Raw genomic sequence first — 17,059 nt, forward strand, 5'->3', positions numbered from 1 at the left:
TCCTCCCCAAAAAGCTTCACCCTAAGGTCGCCCCAAATCTCTTCACCTCCAGATCACGTGCCAGAGCGCCAGCCACCTCCCCAAAATGGTTCACCCTTCCCCCAAATCCACAGCCCTTTCGCCCCATCACTGTTCACCATATCCCCAAATCCCCAACCCTTTCGCCTCATCACTGTTCACCATATCCCTACTACTGTTCACCTAACCTCCCGGAAACCCTTACTGGGCGCGGATCTTGGGCGGCTAAAGGTTTACCAAAGGGTTTACAGTGTGTAATAAAGCACTTAAACCAGCGTGCGTCTCTTTGCAAGACATCCACCCACCCTGCCCCAAGCTTCAGAGCTCGACGTCAGCACGACATCTACTGAGATGGCTCTACCACCAGGAGCTAGCTCGTGCGCTACCTGGCCGCTGCTGAAAGGAATATAGGACCCCCTACCTTGCCTGTCAGTGAGCCTCAATAAGCTCTCAGAGACGGCGTGCTCGACCGCTAGCACATGCTAGCGACCCGAGGTCAAGCAGCGGCGCTACGGTCCTGTTCGGGCTAGCATCACTGACGACTGGAGGTAGCGCTGCCTCTTCGGCCAGGTTCTCGCTCCCCGCTGATATGAGCAGCTCGCGGAAAGCCAAGCCACTTTCGCCTTGAACACCTAGTCAGTTAGAAATTACCAGGAGCGGGTTCAGCACTCGAACGTGCACGGCGGTAAAAAGACAAGAAGGGGGCAACGCCCCCCTTCTTGTCTGGTATCTAGTAGCTATCAGCTACCTTTTGTGCTTAGCTTCCATTGCTTCGACAGCACGCTCAAGTAGTGCGCCAGCCGGGAGATTAAGTGCTTCCGCCAGTGCGTTGAAGCGAGCAATCGTCTCCGCTGTGGCCTTGATGTTGATTTGCATGTTGCGGCCGGTTGTAAAGCGGCGTTGGCGCCGGACAGGCGGTGTTGTGGCTGCCGTTTCCAGCTTCCGCGCATCGCGACTAACGAAGCCGTTTTCCTTGGCCAGTTGCTCGATGGCTGTGCGGTCAGCACGGGGCTTGTCGTCCCGCGGCTGGGGCTCGAATTCTTCGAGAGCTGCGTCAAGAGGATTTGCTCTGCTCATGTTCACGCCACCCTTGCTGTGTCAGGTTGATCCTTGCGCAGGAATTGGAGAGCTTCGCCAGCAAATGCCTCGGCATTCTCGATCGCCTTATCTACATTCGAGACCTCCGAGCGGCTGAGCCCGGATAGCGACTGCCGGTACGAGAACATTGCCTTGAACGCTGCCCGTTCATTCAACTCGGTCACGAACATCGGAATTCCTGCCTCCGAGAACGATTGACGGATATGAGCCGTGTCACGACTTCGAATTGCAACAGAGGTTCTTGTGAAGAGGACCGCGTAGGGGAGCTTATAGTCAGGTTTGTGCTTCTGAATCCCGCGCTCGTGAGCACGAATGAGGCGAAACGCCCGGCCGGCCTGTTCCGCGTCGAGCTGGGAACCCTGGGTTGGCACTACGACGAAATCCGCCTCGCTAATAGCGTGAGCTACGATGGTCGCTGCAGTTCCCTCGAGGTCAACGATCACGAAAGTGGACTCCTTCGATGCCTCATCGATTCTGTCGGCAATGTCTTCCTCCGTGACATCCGACACCACTTTCATCGTCTTCGGTGCTGCACCCCCTTTAGCCCAAGTCTGGACGGGATGATTCGGATCAGCGTCGATAACCGTGACGTCCCGGCCCCGCTCCGCAATTTGCGTGGCAAGAACCAACGCTGAGGTGGTTTTCCCTGCGCCGCCCTTAGGGCTAACAAACACGATGGTTGGCATCGAAGTTCCTTAGTTACTTACATTAGCTGGTAGCTATCAGGTAAAGAAGCAATCTGGTATCTGATTGGTATCCATAGTAGCGGATAGCTACCCGATATCCAAGGGGTATCCGATAGCTATCTTGGTACCGCGGTAGCTATCTTAGTAGCCACTACAGTACCTAAGAGGTAGGCTTTAGGTATCTGATGGCTACTAAGGTTGCTCATTCGCAGTTCGTAACTGATTGATAAATATATATTTTTCTTTATTATGGTACCTGATAGGTACCTAGGAGATACCATTTTTTGGTGATGCCGGCCGCTTCATTCAATTGGTAGCTATCGGCTACCTACTTTGCCCGCGGACAGCGCAAGCACGGAGAAATTCAATGTTGAGGTCACACGGATCGCCGCAAAGCTACTTGATAGCTACCAGCTAACAATCCTTATCGACCGATTCGTCCGTCGCGCCGAGCATCGGCTGAGACGAGAGAGGGTAACTTTGCGTTCTCAGGTCAGTCTTAATTGGGCGAGCTAAGCTACTAGATAGCTACCAGCTAAAAATGACAAGGTTGATGGAAGAAGGCGTGCGGGGCATCATGACTGATCGAATTCCTTTCCTACCGGACAATGCACGAGCGCCCCGGCCCCAAGACCGACTTTGGAGTATCTGGTAGCTACTAGCTACCCGTGGGACGGATATCCTGGCGCAACGTATTACCACGGGAAAACAACCAGAACGACGCAGCCATTTGCCGCCCGTTCCCGGTTGATCCAATTAGGTACCTGATAGCTACCAGCTAGCCTTACGCCTGAGCTTACGATTTGGCTGTCTGGTGCAGACTGACCGGCGCATTGTGGCTCGAACTCCCCACTCTTAGAAGGTGCGGCCTCAGTGTGTAAATAGTCGCTCGAGGCCCCTTCACTGCCCATATCGCCTGACCGCTCTGGCCAACTGGACCAGGCCAAGCAGATTGATAGCTGGTAGCTACCAGCTATTTCTTGGTTTGAGACCCGGGCAGCGTATTGGTTTTGGCAACCTGAGCGAGAACCTCGATTTCTCTTGGTTGATGCGATCAGGCAGGGTAGCCAGTAGCTACCAGCTAGCATTAGGCAATTGTGCCTTTGATCTAGCCGACTGCATTAGAGTCCGCACCAATTCTTAAGGAAAAACTATCTGGTAGCTACCAGATACGATCTGGTGAGGAATTGGCCGGCGGCCGTAGGGAGAGGAGGGCGCTATGAATAGCCGCTCGAACTCCCTTCATTGCCAAGCTTCACCTGTGCCATGACGCTCTCGTTGATGGTTCCGCTCTATGGTTGGTAGCTATCAGTCATCTACCGGCCAAGGTGGCTGAACCGTACTTGGCTTCGATAGGCAACCAGGACAACGTTCCTATCACCAAACAGCTTCGGCGCAGCGAGTGCCATCGCCAGATAGCTACTAGCTAACCTCGGTGGGCATCTGCCCATCATCTGACTCAGTCCTGCTGTTTGGATACTATGTAGATACCAGATAGCTACCAGATAGCGGATGGGCGAGGTATTAGAGATGGGCAGCCCAGTAGAGGGCGCAATGCCTCTACTACTGATCGCAGCCTGTGATCTGCCGCACTCCGGCATTCAAATTCAATCTGTAGCTGGTAGCTACCGGCTATCCGATCAGCGTCCGCAGCATCGCGCGGTTATATACTGAATAGTGCTCAGTCAGACCGCCGGCTTCGATCATTGCTTGTGGCACCTCGATTCCCCGTGGCACAAATGGCTTTTAGCCAAGGCGAGGGCAACCCCTCACCATCCAGCCGTAGGCTATGTCGCGCTGTCGGCCGGTCCAAAATGCCGCCGTCGATGACAGTTCGGGCAGAGGGCGAGGGCGTTGTCCACCGTATCCTCACCGCCATCTGCTAGATGGACGACATGGTGCACCTCCAAATACGGCGAGTTGTCGGATTTGCGTCGAAATGGCGCAACCTGGCTGCATCCCTCGCACTGGCCGTTTGCGCGATCGAGTACTTGCAGCACCACGTCGGCGTTACGCGCGAAAACAGTTGTGGTTACCGTGATGCGCTTCGGTGTCTTGGATGCCCGCGCCAACCGCTGTTTTCGCTCCTCAGGGCTTCTGCGTGACGCCGCGTCGAGATCTCGCGCGAAGGCCTCATTGAAGTCCTTCAGCGTATTCTTCTGCGATGGCGTCGGGAACGCTTCCGTGATCCATTTACGTCGATCGCGGGCGTAGCGATATTCCTGCATGGGGGTAATGGGCACGCGTCCCTTCCCAAAGGTGCGCGGGTACACCGGCGTTTCGCCCTTGATGGCGCGCACATAGTCGTCGAAGGCCGAGGCGTTGAGTAGCGCGGCATAGTAGCGATGCCGCGGGTCGGATGTGCGTGCCGCCCGTTTCTCCAAGGCGGCTCTATCTAAGATGATGTAGCTCATTTCCCATTTCCCGCAAAACCAGTTGTCCTCACCTGGCGGGCGCCACTCGACAGTCAAGCGCGTCGATTCGTTTCATCTTCCCGAATCAAAGAACCGCTTCATTGCGTCCATGCGGCGGGCGTCCTCGGTGGTTACGTAAAGTGTTGTCGTGTCCAGCGATGCGTGCCCCGCGTTCTGCTTGACCGTCTCGAGCGGTGCGCCGGCGGTCAATGCGGGGGAAACATGAGTATGCCGCATCCAATGTGTGCTAGCCGTGGCCAGCCGCGCCCGGCCGCGCGGGTCTACCGGCTCGAGTTCGACGGCGCATGTCTGGAAAAAGCTACTGAATTGACTGGAAGGGGCTCCGGCCGCGCGCCTCAGCAATTGGAAAGCCCGGACAGTAAGACGGGGAGGGTAGGCCGACCTCCCTGTTGATCTGATCTGCCGTTGCTGAGAGTGCTAGTTCCCGTCTTTGCTCCAGAGCTGCTTCATTGCGCGCATACGTCTGGCGTCCTCTGTCGTCACATAGCGTGTTGTCGTGTCTAGCGATGCGTGCCCAGCGTTTTGCTTGACAGCTTCCAGCGGCGCACCGGCAGCCAGCGCATGCGATATATGAGTGTGCCGCATCCAGTGAGTGCTGGCCGAAGCCAATCGCGCCGCGCCGCGCGGGTCTACCGGCTCGAGCTCGACGGCGCATGTCTCGAAAAAGCGCTTGATCTGGCGATAGAGGGTCGATCCGGCAAGTCCAGCGTCGGCGCCGGCAGTGTCCCGTTTCGCCCAGGGCGCGCGCTCGGCCTGGTCCGTGGCATGGCCGAGCAACGCGACACCGCGGCTAGCCGCCGGATCCGCGGAAAACCCGCGCGTCTGCAGGTAGCGCCCGAGTGCGGCGATGGTGCTATCCGGCACCGGAACGCGGCGCAACTTGTTGCCCTTGCCGAGTACTGTCAGCCACCAGCCTTCCTCCCGCTCCCCGGTGCCCGGCTGGGCGAGGCTCACCCATTCCAGGTCGTCGGTGGTGACGCCGATCACCTCGGAGAGGCGCAGCCCGGTGGCATACAGGAGGGGCAGGGCGACCTGCAGGCGTTGATTGGCCGAAGTGGGAACCAGGCGGGCCAGACAATCGGTCACGAATACCCACTGGTCTTCGGTAAGGCTCCGCCCGACATCCAGCTGCGGCGTGGCGCTGCGCGGGACGTGAATTCCCTGCCACGGATTCCCGGCCAGGTAGTTCTTCGCGTTCAGGTACGAGTAGAGGTTGGTCAGCACGCCGACGGCGTAGCGTTGCGCGCTCGGATTGAGCGGACCCTCGAAGGGACGCCACAGCGGGCTCCAGCGCTCACGGGAGCGTGGCGCACACCAGTCAGCGGGCGGCGCGGCGAGGAAATCCCGATATGCCAGACAGTCGTCGGTGTCCATTGAGGACAGTGGTTTGCGGCGGGCAAGCAGCGCCCACAGCAGGAAGCGCTCGGCCTCCTTGCGATAGGCGCGCTGGGTATTGGAGAGCCAGTTCAGCCAGTCGAGCGGGCCGGGGACGGTGGCCACGTCCCGCCGGCGCTCGCGCAAGCGTGCCACCTGGTCTGGCGGCAATCCCGGTTTGGCGCGTAGCCACGACAGCACGGCTTCATAGTCGTTGTGTGCGCTGATGAGGCAGCGGGCCTGCGGAAGGCGGTAGGCACCGTTGCGACCGTCCAGTTCGGCCGGCATGACGAGTTTGTCTAGCGGCACCAAGGTCGCATCGTTGGTGCCTCGCGGCACCACGCGCGCGAGTTCGTGGGCGTAGCGCTGGCGGCGCGGTACCGCCACATGAGGGCCGATCGTCTTGCCGAGCGTTTCAGTGTGACTGGTCAGGAAGGCTTCGATCGCGCGAGCCTTGCCCGCGCCAATCCCAGCCACGCCCCGGGCCCAGCCATTGCCGAGCCCGTTGATGCGATCGATGAGGTCGGCGAGCGTGCTCACGCCGGCGGCCTCCAGCCGTATCGCCAGAGTATCGGCCAGCCAGGCGCGGCAAGCGTCTGCGGCCAACACGGGCTGCGCGTATTTTCCTTCCAGCCAGTCGATGGCTTCCAGTTGCCGGCGCATCAGCGCGGCACGTTTGGCCTCGCGCTCGAGCGCGCGACCGAAGCGGGCCCGGTACGCCTCCATTTGCTCCGATTGGGAAAACCCGTCCAGCCCGGCCTCAGCCGCAAAATCCTCCAACGACGGCAACCCCTCGCCCGGTCGGCCGATCTGGCGGAAGTCAACTCGCACCAGGCGAGCCATGCCGTACCGTTCGGCGCGGCCGGCGGCCGCGGCCAACTCCCCACGCAGCCATGCCGTGACCCGGCGCACCTTCGGGTGATCTGCGAACCGTGCAGCGGCCGCGTCGGTGGTAGTCGAGTCGCCCGCTGCAGCCGTTGCCGGCGCTTCGTCTTCAATCTCACCTTCCTCGGCCAGATAGCGTTCCCACATCGGGCGCGCGGGCATGCCCTGGATGAGCGCGCGCAGAAAGCCGAAGTGGCCGCGATGCAGCGGCCGGCGCGTCACCGAGCGGCGCCGGCGGGCAGGCTGAGCAGGCACCGCTGGCGCCAGCCTTGTCGCCATTACTGGATGTCCAGGTCGATAGCGCTCAGCGCGTGCCCGAATACGCGGTCGGTGTCTCGGGGTCCAAAAATACCGCTCATAGCCTGCTGTGCCTTCCGCCCAGCATCTTCAAGGACACTGTTACTGTGGCCCGTAAAACTTCCATGAAAGTAAAGCAGGCCATTGAAATACGGGCCGGGAAAATCCGTGTCGTGCAGGGCGACCGATTGTCTCGAGCGCCTGCTTTCCGCTCGGACCAACATCGACGTTTCTTCTTCCAACAGCGCGAAGCATGCCCGATGCGCTTCGTCGGTGCGAAGAGGATCGCGCAAGGCCTGATAGAGGTCGGGCCGTTTCAGTTTGAGCGCGATGAGATAGGCTCGAAGCATCTCCTGTCGACCGTCTGTCAACGCGAAGAGCGTGCAGCCGCGTTCGATCTCGCGCAGCGACAGGTTGAACAGCAGCGCGCACGCGGCGAAATGGTCCGCGAAAATTCCCGTCTGCAGGCCGAGGAGCGTCATCACGGTTGCGATGAAGCGACGCGCGGGGTGATCGGTGGTCACCGAGCGCGTGTGCGTTTTGGGCAACCGAAGTGACAGGTGCAACAACTTCCCGAGATAGGTGGCGGCGTCGGTCTCCGCCCCATACACGCCGCGGATGGCTTTCTCTAACTGGTCCCGGTTCATGAGCAGCACGAACACCAGGTGCGGTACGTCGAAGAAATGCTTGATGCGCTCCAGCAGCGCCACGGCAAAGGCTGGTCGGCAGCGATCGAGTTCGTCGACCACGATGACGACCGGCTTTTTCGTTTGCTCGTAGGTCTCGCTGGCAAATTCAGCGAGAATTTGGCGGAACCCCGCCACGCTCTTCTGCTCGGCCTCCCACTGGCCGAGGCGGCGTTTCACCCACGCGCTGGTGACATCGCCCGCCTTGTCCCCGGCCTGCTTGGCGGCGGCGGCGAATTCGTCTGCGCCGAGGTCCAGGTCGGTGGCCTTGTTCACCGCCTCCACGACAGCGCCGGCGCCGACCGCCGTGGTCGCGACATGGATTAGCGCCTTGGTGGCCACCGGCAGCAGCGCGCGCATGACCTCGCCGGCGCCGTGCTTGACCTTGTCGGCGACCGTCGCGTCGCCGGTGCACAGCTTGAGGATCGCCGCGGACAGCACCATGAAGGCGTCCTCCGCATAGTCCTGGCCGAACGCGTCGAGGAAGCCGACCCGGTGGCCCTGCTGCTCGAGGTGCTTGGCCCAGTGTCGGCCGAACCAGGTCTTGCCCTCGCCCCACGGCGCGTCGATCGCGACCACGGCCCCGACCTGCAGGCGCTGCACGTAGGCCGTCAGCCGCTCGGCCACAGCTTGTCGTTGCAGCAGATCGCCTTCGAATGGGACCTTGATATCTGTGAGCGGAGGGCGTTGCACGAGCACGGAGGAGGTTGCGTCAGCCATGGAGATCCCTGTTCAGGACAGACGGGCGGCCCGCCAGCCCAGTGCCGGCGCGGGGACGCGCGCATAGGGTCACATTATAGGCAGGGTGCCGCCGGCCCTGCTAGGGAATGCGTACATTATTTTCAAAGTACATGATAATAAGAGTTATCATGTAGTGAAGAAAGATAATTTTTGGTTAAGAAAGTGCCGTTTAGTGCCGTAAGAGACGTTTTTAACAGCGTCGTCACGACAACGGAGCGCGCACTATGCACACGCAGATCATCCCCGCCCACGATTGGTTCTTTGTTCATTCGGACGTGCGAGAGGGGAACCCGCCGGCAGTCTGGCACCTGGCGGCGTGGGGACTGAGGGAAAATGGGCAAGTGGAGGGGCTGGTGGGGGCAGGCGGGCGCGACGCCGGAGCAGGCGTGACCGCGAAGCTGACGCCCATTCCGCCCGTGCCGGGCCAGTACCTGCATCGTGACCAACTCAATGAGGCCGAGCGCGCGCAACTGGGCAAGCGCTAGTCGAACCCGCTCGAGGCCGGGACCGGTATGGCGTGGTTCGCGCCCGGCCTGAGAATAGGGCCGCAATCGAGGAGCGTGCGGAGGCAAGAATTCTGGTGCCGCGGGGCGACCTGCCGGCGAACGTGCGAGGGCGGCGACGCCCGACGCGAACGCTGGCCGAACTGGTCACCGGCAGGCGGAGCCCCAAGGTTGCTCGCCGCCTGGTCGACCGGGATAATGAACGGAGATGCCGGCGCCCGAGGGGCGCTGCTCCCACCACGCATTGGTCACTGCATGCCCGACATCACTCCTCTTTCCGCCGACTATGCGGCCTGGTTGGCTGACCTCAAGACGCGGGTCGAGCGGGCGCGGCAGCGCGCCGCCGTATCCGTGAACCGCGAGTTGGTGACCCTCTATTGGCAGATCGGCCGCGACATCCTTGAGCGGCAGCAACAGCAAGGGTGGGGCGCGCGCGTGATTGACCGGCTCGCGCGCGACCTGCGTGCGGCCTTCCCGGACATGAAGGGCTTCTCGCCCCGCAACCTCAAATACATGCGTGCCCTCGCCGAGGCCTGGCCAGGAGGCGAGTTTGTGCAGCAGCCTGCTGCACAATTGCCTTGGTTCCACCTGTGTACCCTGTTGGACAAACTGAAGACCAACGAGCTACGCGAATGGTATGCCGCGCAGGCTAGCGAGTACGGCTGGTCGCGCAACATCTTGGTGATGCAGATCGAAACCCGGCTGCATGAGCGGAAGGGCGGGGCAGTCACCAACTTTGCGGACCGACTGCCGCCGGCCCAGTCGGACCTAGCTCGCGAGACGCTCAAAGATCCCTACATTTTCGATTTCCTGGGACTGACCGAAGCGGCGCAAGAACGCGAGATCGAGCGTGCGCTGACCCAGCACATTACGCGCTTCCTGCTGGAATTAGGAGCCGGCTTCGCCTTTGTCGCCCGTCAGTACCGGCTGGAGGTCGGTGGCGACGAATTCTTCATCGACCTGTTGTTCTATCATCTGAAACTGCGTTGCTACGTCGTCGTGGAACTGAAGACCACGCCGTTCAAGCCCGAGTATGCCGGGCAGTTGGCTTACCGGCATGATCGCGGCTGCGCTGGCCTACCAGGATATGCAGGCGCTCGGCTACCGCTGGGCGGGCCACTGCGAGGACTGCGCTGCGGCACCCAAGTTGGTCGCCGCGCATCCGGATTTCGTCTTCGCCAAGCCCACCGAGGTGCGCCCGGTCGATCACCGAGGTGCGCCCGGTCGATGCCAAGGGCACGTTCGGTGACGCGGACAAGGCGGCCAAGGATGGCTGGCGTGCGCAGATCCTGCCGATTACGGGCGCGCCGCCACGCGGCGGCGGCGGCGCAACCGCGGGACGCGTAGTTGCCGCCGGTCTCGCGTCCGGCGCGCCGGGCGCGACGGAACTGGTGGCAGCCTATGGTGCGTGGCGGCCGGGGACCCCGCCGACCGTGTTCTGCCACGGTGGCCCGGGTGTGCCCTGCGCCCCTGGTCCCGCAGCGTCAGCGGCCAGTACCACGAACTCCCCAGCGCCCGCGGCCGTCGCAACGGTGGGCCGGGACAATTACGCGGCGGCCTTCTCGATGCTGGGCCGGCAGGGATTCGCCCATCGTCTGGCGGGTTCGCAGGGGGATGCCATCGACACCGTCGACGAGGCCCTTGTCGGCAACGAACCGGCCTGGGTCAGCCGGCGCGAGATCCTGCTGCCCACCGGCCTCGACGATGCGCCTTGGACCATGCGGCGCTGCTGCCCAAAGCACATCGTCCGCGCTGTCGAGGCCCAGTTCGCTGGATGGCGTCCCGATGAGCCGATCGTTCTTCCCACTGTTGAGCCAGTTCGACTTAGCTTCGACAGCGTCCCCTATTTCGCCGTCCAGCACAGCGACGGGGTCGGCGCGATATTCCAGCCGGCCCGGCTCGTCAGCGACTGGGGGCCGTCAGGAGGAATCATTTGATCTATAATGGTTAGTCATTTGATGCCAGATGGAGCCGAGATGGCGATCACGCCCGAAGAGATCAGCGCGGTCATGGCGCTGGCGCCGGTGCCGCACTCGTTTGCCGAGCTCGATGCGGCGGTGCGCGAAGGCCTGCCGAAGGCGGCGCTGCGCGAGAGCGTGGCGCACGTTGCGCGTTCGGTTGAGCAGCGACGCGCCTTGATGGCGCGGATCGTGCCCGAGGCGACCTACAAGCGCCGCCGCGAGCGGTTGTCGCCGGACGAGTCCGAGAAGACCGAGCGCCTGGCGCGAATCTTCGCGAGCGCCAATTTTGTCTGGGACGACGAAGATGACGCCCGTGAATTTCTCAACACGCCGCACCCGCTGCTGGAGGGCCGCACCCCCTTGGACGTTGGCATGACGGAGTTGGGCGCGCGCCGGGTGGAAGAGCTGCTCTGGAAGCTGTTCTATGGGATTCCGGTCTGATGCGGATCTACCGCATCGCCGACAGTCGCCACCCGATCTGGACCGGCACCGGCGCCATGCTGGTCGGAGGGCGCTTCAACAGCCCAGGGCGGCCCGTCATTTACGGGGCGCTGACCTTCTCCGGCGCCATGCTCGAGGTGCTGGTCCATGCGCGCATCGGCAAGGTGCCGCGCCACCACGTTTGTGTGGCCGCCGACGTGCCCGAGGATGTGTCAATTGAGCGCGTCGAATGGACGGCCTTGCCGGCAGGCTGGGATGCACACGATGCGCCAGCCATCGCGCGCGCCTACGGAGATCGCTGGCTGGAGGACGGGAGAACTGCGATCTTGCTGGTGCCGTCTGTGGTCGCGCGCGCCGAGTGGAATGCGCTGGTCAATCCTGCCCACCCGGAGGCTGTACGGATTGTCGTCGGGCCGGCTGAGCCCGTGCGCTGGGATGAGCGGCTATTCCGCTAGGAGCGCGACCAAACCGCTGCCCGGCGCGGAAGTCGCTTTGCCCGCCGGCACGCGATTCCTCCGCGTTCCGGGCACCTATGGCGCGGTGCTAAGCAAGTCGGGCATCTACGATCAGATCCACGGCGACCATGCATGGTGCCAGTGGTTCGGTCTGCGTATGTTCGAGGTCCTCCCGGGTATGACGGAGGAGGGCGGCCCTGTCGGCTTCCGCTATCCCTCACGCAAGCACCGTAGCCACCTGGCACTGGCGGTGCAGTCCGGTTAGCTGGAGGTCTGGCGCCGGCGGGTCTCCGATCTCCTCGCCCCATACGCCCGCAGCCTTGATATCTGCGTGCAAGGCGTCGGTCGACTCGCGCGATACCCGCTTTGGGGGCAATGGGGTGAAAAAATTGAGCAGCACCCTGATCATTTGCTATTCCTACGCTGGCTTGCCGGAACGTCAGGCCATCATTGTGCAGCACGACCATTAGAACCAGCGTGTACTCGTCGTGCTCGGCGAGTATGACGTGCACGCCGTGGGCGGCCAGTACCTCGAGCGCGCTGGCGCAGGCGGGCACCGACAATGCATGGGTGTCGATGCCGAGGAACAGCGGGGCGTCGATCCCTTGCCCGGCGCGGTATTCGCAGATCGCCTGGCTGATGGCAAGCACGTGCGGCGCGTTGAAGCTTCGCTCCAGCGATGACCCGCGATGGCTGGAAGTGCCGAATATCACGCGTTGCCGCGCTTCGGCGGGATCGGGCGCATCGGTGTAGTAGGCCGTGACCAGCCGCGCGACGTCGACCAGGATCGAGCGTGGCGCCGGCTTGCCGGCCAGGGGGCTGACGATCATGACGGCGTATCCGGCGTATCCGGCGTTGCGGAGCCGGCGGCCCCGAGCGCCGTGGCGCGATGGGACGCACGCGCCCGCTCGAAGCGCACGACCCAGCGGGCATAGTTCCGGGCGATGCGCGAGACGGCTTCCCGCCTGTTGATTTCTCCGCTCTCGTAACCGGCGATGGCATCCCAGAACGTGGTGCGCCCGACCGCGAAGCCGATCATGCCGGGCACCGGCGCCGCGGCTTCCAGCCACGCCACGACCCGGGCTTCGCCGGCGCCGCGTCCCAGCACGATGCAGCAGACGTCATCGCGCGCGTCGCGCCGCACGGTCTCGACCAGTTGCTCGTAGTCCCCGCGCCCGTCGAGCCCTTCGATTTTCCAGACATCGGGTTCGACGCCCGCGTCCTGCAGGGCGCGGATCGCCTGGCGCATCAGCGCGGGGCGTGTGTGCCGGTCATAGGCATCCTTGTCCATCCCGGCCTGCCACATCTGCGCTTCGGTGGCCGGCACCAGCAACTCGAACATGAAGCGCTGCCCGGCGTGCCGGCAGTAGTCCGCGAGCCGCCTCAGGCGCGCCGTCTGCCGGAGGTTGAGCGCGGCGTCGTCGGCGGGGTTGTAGCGCACCAGGACCTTGGCGAAGGTCGGCCTGAACGCTTCGATATGCTCCGCGAACGCTTCGCCGTACTCGAACTCGAATTCGCCCGGGCTGCTCTTTTCGACCGAGAGCGCGGTCACGTAGCCGTTTTTCCTGGCGTCGTGCAGAATGCTCGCGCCGAATTCCTCGTCGACCAGGATGCCCGCGCAGGACGCCGGCACGCCGTTGTCGACCGCTTCCTGGAAGCCGTCGTAGATGATCTGCTTGCTGCTGGCCACCGTATCGCGCTCGGCGGGCGTCAGCGGCGGCTGGAAGCGGAACATGCCGGCCACATAGGACTGGCGATGATCGAACGGCAGCAGGTAGAGCGATGCGTTGTAGCCGGGCTTCATGATGGTCCCTCCCGGAGCCGGCGCTGGCGCCGGATCCCTGGGTTGATGACGCCGCCGTGTCCAGCCGTGGTGCATGGCGTGCAGGCTGATACTCCGCCCGTTTCAGTGCGGGCGGGCGGAAACGTCGCCGGCGGGCTGGTTGAGCCAGTAGCCCGGCTGGCCGTAGTACCGGTGGATGCTGGCTTCCTGCCGCCGGTCCAGGCGTACTTCGTCGTCGTAGCGCGGCGCGGCCTTTAGCACCGCGCGCGGCAGGTCGAGCGAGACCGTCGCGTCGGGCCAGTTCACGCTCTCGATGGCTTTCACGGGGATGACGATCCGGTCTCCAAGTAGCCAGTTGCTGGTGCTGGCGATGACGTAGCGCAAGGCCCAGGTCCGCACGTCGACGAGCAGGCCTTCCAGGTGGCCGATGTCGCCGTCGCGGGCATGCATGGCGTAGTGCGCAATGGCCTCCGCGCTGCGCAGATGCGTGCCGCCGCCTTCGCCGCGTTCCTGGTCGGATTCGCTGTGGCCCGCCGCGACTTCGCCCGCGGATAGAAGTCCTTCCCGGAAGCCCGCGCCGCCCCAGTAGTCGGCATAGCCGTTGTAGGCCAGGTAGTCGGTCTCGTGTTGCCGCGAGGCCGGCTTGCACGCGTCGACGTCGGGGCTGTGCATCACCTGCGCCTTGGTGATCGTCACCTCGATGACGTTGTCCAGCCATTCCGACCGTCCGACCGACAGGGCCGGGATCAGGACGCGCCGGCTCGACAGCCAGTTGCCGGTTTCGACCAGCAGGTAGCGCACCACCCATGCCTTCTCGTCGAAATAGAGGTCCTTCATCACGCCGATTTCGCCGTCCGTCGCGCGGATGGGGTAGCTTTCCAGTTCTTCGATGCTGCGTAACATGTCTTGTCCTCCTGCAAGCGCGCCGGGGCCGGGCTCGCCTGGATACAGCCGGCCCGGCCGTGTCCCGCGCAGCCCATGCGTGGGACACGGTGCTGCCGCGGCCGGGGCAGGCGGCTCCAGCAGCGCCGCCGCCATGGCGCTGGGCAGCGGGAGGGGCGTCTCGGGCCGGAAGCGAGGGAAGGCAAATGCCATGAGGCGGTCTCCGTTGGGTGGGGCGGGTGTGGACCGGGCGCGTCGCAGGATCGCAGGCACCGGGCCTGCGCGCCCGTCAATGGATCACAATCCTCCGCGCGCCATGGGAACGCAGCCTGTATAGCAAGGCGTGCCACCAGGACGCCGCGGCGCGCGGCACCAGCGCTACCCGGCCGGGTGGCGCCGGCGCGGCGAGCGTGGCCGCGGCCAGCAGCCCCCCGGCATCGTCGCATTCGCCAACCAGCGCGAGCGCGGCGCGCTGCGGCAGCGTGGCGTAGATCACCGCGAGAACGTCATCGAGTGCCTGCGCGCTGGCGAAGGGGCCGAAACGATAGATCCACGCCCCGTCGACCTCGGCGAAGAACCAGCTGGAGGGCGTGGTGCGATACGTCACCACCGCGATGCCCGGAATGCCCGATTGCATGAAATGCTCCCTGCCCATGCGCGTGGCATGGACGTCGCCGGCAGGGCCGCCTCAAGAAAGGGGCGCTGCCCGCATTCAGATCCTGCCGAAGAGGGCAAGGATCAATATCACCAGCAGCAACGCGCCCAGCACGCTGCCGGGCATATAGCCCCAGGCGCGGCTGTGGGGCCACACCGGCACGACTGCCATCAATGCCATCGCCAGTACGACGACCACCAGAACGCTCAACATGGTTCTCTCCCTGCGGTTCGCTGCGCGGCAGGGCTTGTCATCGGCCCGCCCGCATGGCGGGCACGAGGCCGGCCCATGAGCGAAGACTGGCACGGTAGCGCCGTGGTGTCGGTACGATGGCGGACATGTGCGCATGGGTACGCGTACCGGCGTCGCACCGGCGCATGCCCGGGGCGGGCGTGCTCTCGCTATCCGTCAAACGGCCTGCATGTCCGGCAGCAGGCGGTCGAACTCCTTCTTCACCACGGCATAGCATTCGCACGCGTGTTTTTCGAGCCCGGGCCGGTCGAGTACCGAGATATGGCCGTGGCTGTAGTGGATCAGGCCGGCGTTCTGCAGCTTCAACGCGGCTTCGGTGACGCCGGAGCGCCGCACGCCGAGCATGTTGGAGATCAGCTCCTGCGTCATGGTCAGTTCGTTGGTCGGCAGGCGGTCGATGCTCAGCAGCAGCCAGCGGCAAAGCTGCTGTTCGATGGAGTGATGCCGGTTGCAGACCGCGGTCTGGGCCATCTGCGTGATCAGGGCCTGGGTGTAGCGCAGCAACAAGCGCTGCACCGGGCCGCCGCGCGCGAACTCCTGTTTCAGCAGCTTGGCATTGAGCTTGTAGCCGTGGCCGGCGCTTTGCACGATGGCGCGGCTCGGCGTGGTCTCGCCGCCCATGAACAGCGCGATGCCGACGATCCCCTCGTTGCCGACGATGGCGATCTCGGCCGATGAGCCGTCTTCCATCACGTAGAGCAGCGATACGATCGCGCTGGTGGGAAAGTACACCGAGCCCAACTGGTCGCCGGACTCGTAGACCACGTGCCCCAGCGGCAACTCGACCGGCACGAGGTGCGGTGCGATGCGCAACCAGTCCGCTTCGGGCAGCACGGCAAGCAGATGGTTGGCCTTCGGGTCATCCAGGGCACTCATGTTGCGCCTCCAGCGCCGGCCAATCGGAGGAGCCGGCATGTTGGCGGGAAATTCGCGCGGGCTTTTTGGTCGCGCGAATTTGCCGCCGCTAAAAATATAGTCCAGCGCGATGCCAGGATCATGGGATGATGGCGACACATTGCAGCGGCGCATACGCGCCGCTTGCTGCACCCGGGGCCGATGCATATCCATCACTTTTGTCCCGCCGCCATGCTGTGGCCGGACTGTTCACCGAAGCGTTCTTCAGTCCCGTTTCTCGCACCCGTTCCAGACCCTGTCCGTACCGCGCCGCCTGCGGATCGATGCGCGTCGTCTGACCGGCATCGGTGCTCCCATTGTGAGTCATGGTGCCCGTGTTATGGCGTGGGCCTTTGTATTTTTTTCCGCATGGCCTTGCGCGCTGCATTCCCGCCTGCGTCATTGTCCGTCAGCGTACCGACATTCTCCCCGCCAGATGGCAAGGTGGCGGCAACGGTCAGGCCGGTTCCAAGGTAACGCGGCCGGCTACGCATCGGGCTCGATGATTCTGGCACCGCTGGCGCAGCGCAGCGGTGGCCTGGCCAAAAACGCGGAGTCGGGGAAAGGGGGGTTCCATGTTAGGAGCCGTATTGCTGGTCGTGCTCGTGCTGGTCCTGCTCGGCGCCATGCCGACGTGGCCGCACAGCCGCTCGTGGGGCTACATGCCCAGCGGCGTGCTGGGCGTGCTGCTGATCGTGGTGCTCGTGCTGGTGCTGACAGGCCGCTTCTAGGCCCGCCGGGGCGTCGGTACACCGGCCGGCGTCGCCGCGCGCAGCGCCCGGCTGGCCAGCCGGCCAGCCGCCTTCTTCAAGGAGCGATGTCATGAACGAAAGCCAGGTGAAGGGCCGTCTCGAAAAGGCGAAGGGCAAGCTGCGGGAAATGTTTGGCAAGACCACGGGCCGGAAGACCACCGAGATCAAGGGCAAGGCCGAACAGGTCGTCGGCGAGGCGCAGGCTTCCTACGGAGACGCGAAGGAACAACAGCGCAAGCAGCCGTAAATGCGGCAAGCGCA

Annotated in this window: 18 protein-coding genes and 1 pseudogene; 8 read left to right on the forward strand and 11 right to left on the reverse strand. The window is 63.6% G+C overall.

The features are described 5' to 3' along the window. Nucleotides 1-762: 762 nt before the first annotated feature. From AC3WXD_RS26175 to AC3WXD_RS26195, 5 genes are all read right to left on the reverse strand, one after another. Entirely contained in the window at nt 763-1,101 is a 339-nt protein-coding gene (locus AC3WXD_RS26175) for a stability/partitioning determinant (RefSeq protein ID WP_156174007.1), read from the reverse strand. Continuing rightward, nucleotides 1,098-1,802 (reverse strand): nucleotide-binding protein, encoded by a 705-nt coding sequence (locus AC3WXD_RS26180; protein WP_059414608.1) that lies wholly within the window; start codon nt 1,800-1,802, stop codon nt 1,098-1,100. Before AC3WXD_RS26180 ends, AC3WXD_RS26175 begins: the two co-directional genes overlap by 4 nt. 1,787 nt (nt 1,803-3,589) lie before the next feature. Beyond that, entirely contained in the window at nt 3,590-4,216 is a 627-nt protein-coding gene (locus tag AC3WXD_RS26185) for an HNH endonuclease (RefSeq protein ID WP_082080044.1), read from the reverse strand. A gap of 438 nt (nt 4,217-4,654) precedes the next feature. Beyond that, nucleotides 4,655-6,775 (reverse strand): site-specific integrase, encoded by a 2,121-nt coding sequence (locus AC3WXD_RS26190; protein WP_059414610.1) that lies wholly within the window; start codon nt 6,773-6,775, stop codon nt 4,655-4,657. Then, entirely contained in the window at nt 6,775-8,199 is a 1,425-nt protein-coding gene (locus AC3WXD_RS26195) for a KAP family P-loop NTPase fold protein (RefSeq protein ID WP_492324973.1), read from the reverse strand. Before AC3WXD_RS26195 ends, AC3WXD_RS26190 begins: the two co-directional genes overlap by 1 nt. 245 nt (nt 8,200-8,444) lie before the next feature. Between AC3WXD_RS26195 and AC3WXD_RS26200 the strand changes: the two genes are divergently transcribed. The 6 genes from AC3WXD_RS26200 (at nt 8,445) to AC3WXD_RS26225 (ending at nt 11,845) form a co-directional block, all read left to right on the forward strand. Then, entirely contained in the window at nt 8,445-8,705 is a 261-nt protein-coding gene (locus tag AC3WXD_RS26200) for a hypothetical protein (RefSeq protein WP_454734118.1), read from the forward strand. A gap of 273 nt (nt 8,706-8,978) precedes the next feature. Beyond that, on the forward strand, nt 8,979-10,070 hold the full coding sequence (locus AC3WXD_RS26205; protein WP_454734117.1) for a PDDEXK nuclease domain-containing protein: 1,092 nt from the start codon (nt 8,979-8,981) through the stop codon (nt 10,068-10,070). A 218-nt stretch (nt 10,071-10,288) separates the two neighbouring features. Beyond that, a complete protein-coding gene (locus AC3WXD_RS26210) occupies nt 10,289-10,660 on the forward strand; it encodes a hypothetical protein (RefSeq protein WP_454734116.1) in 372 nt (123 codons plus the stop codon). 39 nt (nt 10,661-10,699) lie between these two features. Continuing rightward, a complete protein-coding gene (locus tag AC3WXD_RS26215) occupies nt 10,700-11,125 on the forward strand; it encodes an Xre family toxin-antitoxin system antitoxin (RefSeq protein WP_454734115.1) in 426 nt (141 codons plus the stop codon). Next, a complete protein-coding gene (locus AC3WXD_RS26220) occupies nt 11,125-11,580 on the forward strand; it encodes an RES family NAD+ phosphorylase (RefSeq protein ID WP_454734114.1) in 456 nt (151 codons plus the stop codon). The genes AC3WXD_RS26215 and AC3WXD_RS26220 overlap by 1 nt, the downstream gene beginning before the upstream one ends. Further along, complete coding sequence (locus AC3WXD_RS26225; protein ID WP_454734126.1) at nt 11,561-11,845, forward strand: hypothetical protein; 285 nt, start codon at nt 11,561-11,563, stop codon at nt 11,843-11,845. The genes AC3WXD_RS26220 and AC3WXD_RS26225 overlap by 20 nt, the downstream gene beginning before the upstream one ends. A gap of 211 nt (nt 11,846-12,056) precedes the next feature. On the opposite strand, the pseudogene AC3WXD_RS26230 reads toward AC3WXD_RS26225, so the two are convergent. The 6 genes and pseudogenes from AC3WXD_RS26230 to AC3WXD_RS26255 form a co-directional block, all read right to left on the reverse strand. Further along, nucleotides 12,057-12,410: pseudogene (locus tag AC3WXD_RS26230) on the reverse strand (alpha-D-glucose phosphate-specific phosphoglucomutase); the annotation flags it as partial. Continuing rightward, the gene (locus tag AC3WXD_RS26235; protein ID WP_492324974.1) at nt 12,407-13,384 is read right to left on the reverse strand and encodes a 2-deoxy-5-keto-D-gluconate 6-phosphate aldolase domain-containing protein; all 978 of its coding nucleotides are present in this window, start codon (nt 13,382-13,384) and stop codon (nt 12,407-12,409) included. The gene AC3WXD_RS26235 and the pseudogene AC3WXD_RS26230, both read right to left, overlap by 4 nt. A 102-nt stretch (nt 13,385-13,486) precedes the next feature. After that, nucleotides 13,487-14,266, reverse strand: coding sequence for a PRC-barrel domain-containing protein (locus tag AC3WXD_RS26240; RefSeq protein ID WP_454734088.1), 780 nt, complete (start codon nt 14,264-14,266; stop codon nt 13,487-13,489). A 268-nt stretch (nt 14,267-14,534) separates the two neighbouring features. Then, entirely contained in the window at nt 14,535-14,882 is a 348-nt protein-coding gene (locus tag AC3WXD_RS26245; RefSeq protein ID WP_454734087.1) for a hypothetical protein, read from the reverse strand. 75 nt (nt 14,883-14,957) lie between these two features. Further along, nucleotides 14,958-15,113, reverse strand: a complete 156-nt coding sequence (locus AC3WXD_RS26250; protein ID WP_454734086.1) for a DUF3309 family protein — start codon at nt 15,111-15,113, stop codon at nt 14,958-14,960. Between the two features lie 195 nt (nt 15,114-15,308). After that, on the reverse strand, nt 15,309-16,028 hold the full coding sequence (locus AC3WXD_RS26255; protein WP_454734085.1) for a Crp/Fnr family transcriptional regulator: 720 nt from the start codon (nt 16,026-16,028) through the stop codon (nt 15,309-15,311). 593 nt (nt 16,029-16,621) lie between these two features. Between AC3WXD_RS26255 and AC3WXD_RS26260 the strand changes: the two genes are divergently transcribed. Beyond that, nucleotides 16,622-16,777 carry a DUF3309 family protein gene (locus tag AC3WXD_RS26260; protein ID WP_454734084.1) on the forward strand — a complete coding sequence of 52 codons (156 nt, stop codon included), beginning with the start codon at nt 16,622-16,624 and terminating at the stop codon, nt 16,775-16,777. A 91-nt stretch (nt 16,778-16,868) separates the two neighbouring features. Then, entirely contained in the window at nt 16,869-17,045 is a 177-nt protein-coding gene (locus AC3WXD_RS26265; RefSeq protein WP_454734083.1) for a CsbD family protein, read from the forward strand. Nucleotides 17,046-17,059: the final 14 nt, after the last annotated feature.

Source organism: Cupriavidus sp. FW216-B1, from assembly GCF_058789195.1.

Bases quoted from the DNA above. Each gene is read 5' to 3' on its own strand.
- AC3WXD_RS26190 (WP_059414610.1), bottom strand. From the start codon at position 6,775: ATGGCGACAAGGCTGGCGCCAGCGGTGCCTGCTCAGCCTGCCCGCCGG.
- AC3WXD_RS26260 (WP_454734084.1), top strand. From the start codon at position 16,622: ATGTTAGGAGCCGTATTGCTGGTCGTGCTCGTGCTGGTCCTGCTCGGC.
- AC3WXD_RS26220 (WP_454734114.1), top strand. From the start codon at position 11,125: ATGCGGATCTACCGCATCGCCGACAGTCGCCACCCGATCTGGACCGGC.
- AC3WXD_RS26240 (WP_454734088.1), bottom strand. From the start codon at position 14,266: ATGTTACGCAGCATCGAAGAACTGGAAAGCTACCCCATCCGCGCGACG.
- AC3WXD_RS26235 (WP_492324974.1), bottom strand. From the start codon at position 13,384: ATGAAGCCCGGCTACAACGCATCGCTCTACCTGCTGCCGTTCGATCAT.
- AC3WXD_RS26250 (WP_454734086.1), bottom strand. From the start codon at position 15,113: ATGTTGAGCGTTCTGGTGGTCGTCGTACTGGCGATGGCATTGATGGCA.
- AC3WXD_RS26225 (WP_454734126.1), top strand. From the start codon at position 11,561: ATGAGCGGCTATTCCGCTAGGAGCGCGACCAAACCGCTGCCCGGCGCG.
- AC3WXD_RS26215 (WP_454734115.1), top strand. From the start codon at position 10,700: ATGGCGATCACGCCCGAAGAGATCAGCGCGGTCATGGCGCTGGCGCCG.
- AC3WXD_RS26265 (WP_454734083.1), top strand. From the start codon at position 16,869: ATGAACGAAAGCCAGGTGAAGGGCCGTCTCGAAAAGGCGAAGGGCAAG.
- AC3WXD_RS26205 (WP_454734117.1), top strand. From the start codon at position 8,979: ATGCCCGACATCACTCCTCTTTCCGCCGACTATGCGGCCTGGTTGGCT.
- AC3WXD_RS26200 (WP_454734118.1), top strand. From the start codon at position 8,445: ATGCACACGCAGATCATCCCCGCCCACGATTGGTTCTTTGTTCATTCG.
- AC3WXD_RS26245 (WP_454734087.1), bottom strand. From the start codon at position 14,882: ATGCAATCGGGCATTCCGGGCATCGCGGTGGTGACGTATCGCACCACG.
- AC3WXD_RS26255 (WP_454734085.1), bottom strand. From the start codon at position 16,028: ATGAGTGCCCTGGATGACCCGAAGGCCAACCATCTGCTTGCCGTGCTG.
- AC3WXD_RS26185 (WP_082080044.1), bottom strand. From the start codon at position 4,216: ATGAGCTACATCATCTTAGATAGAGCCGCCTTGGAGAAACGGGCGGCA.
- AC3WXD_RS26180 (WP_059414608.1), bottom strand. From the start codon at position 1,802: ATGCCAACCATCGTGTTTGTTAGCCCTAAGGGCGGCGCAGGGAAAACC.
- AC3WXD_RS26210 (WP_454734116.1), top strand. From the start codon at position 10,289: ATGCTGGGCCGGCAGGGATTCGCCCATCGTCTGGCGGGTTCGCAGGGG.
- AC3WXD_RS26195 (WP_492324973.1), bottom strand. From the start codon at position 8,199: ATGGCTGACGCAACCTCCTCCGTGCTCGTGCAACGCCCTCCGCTCACA.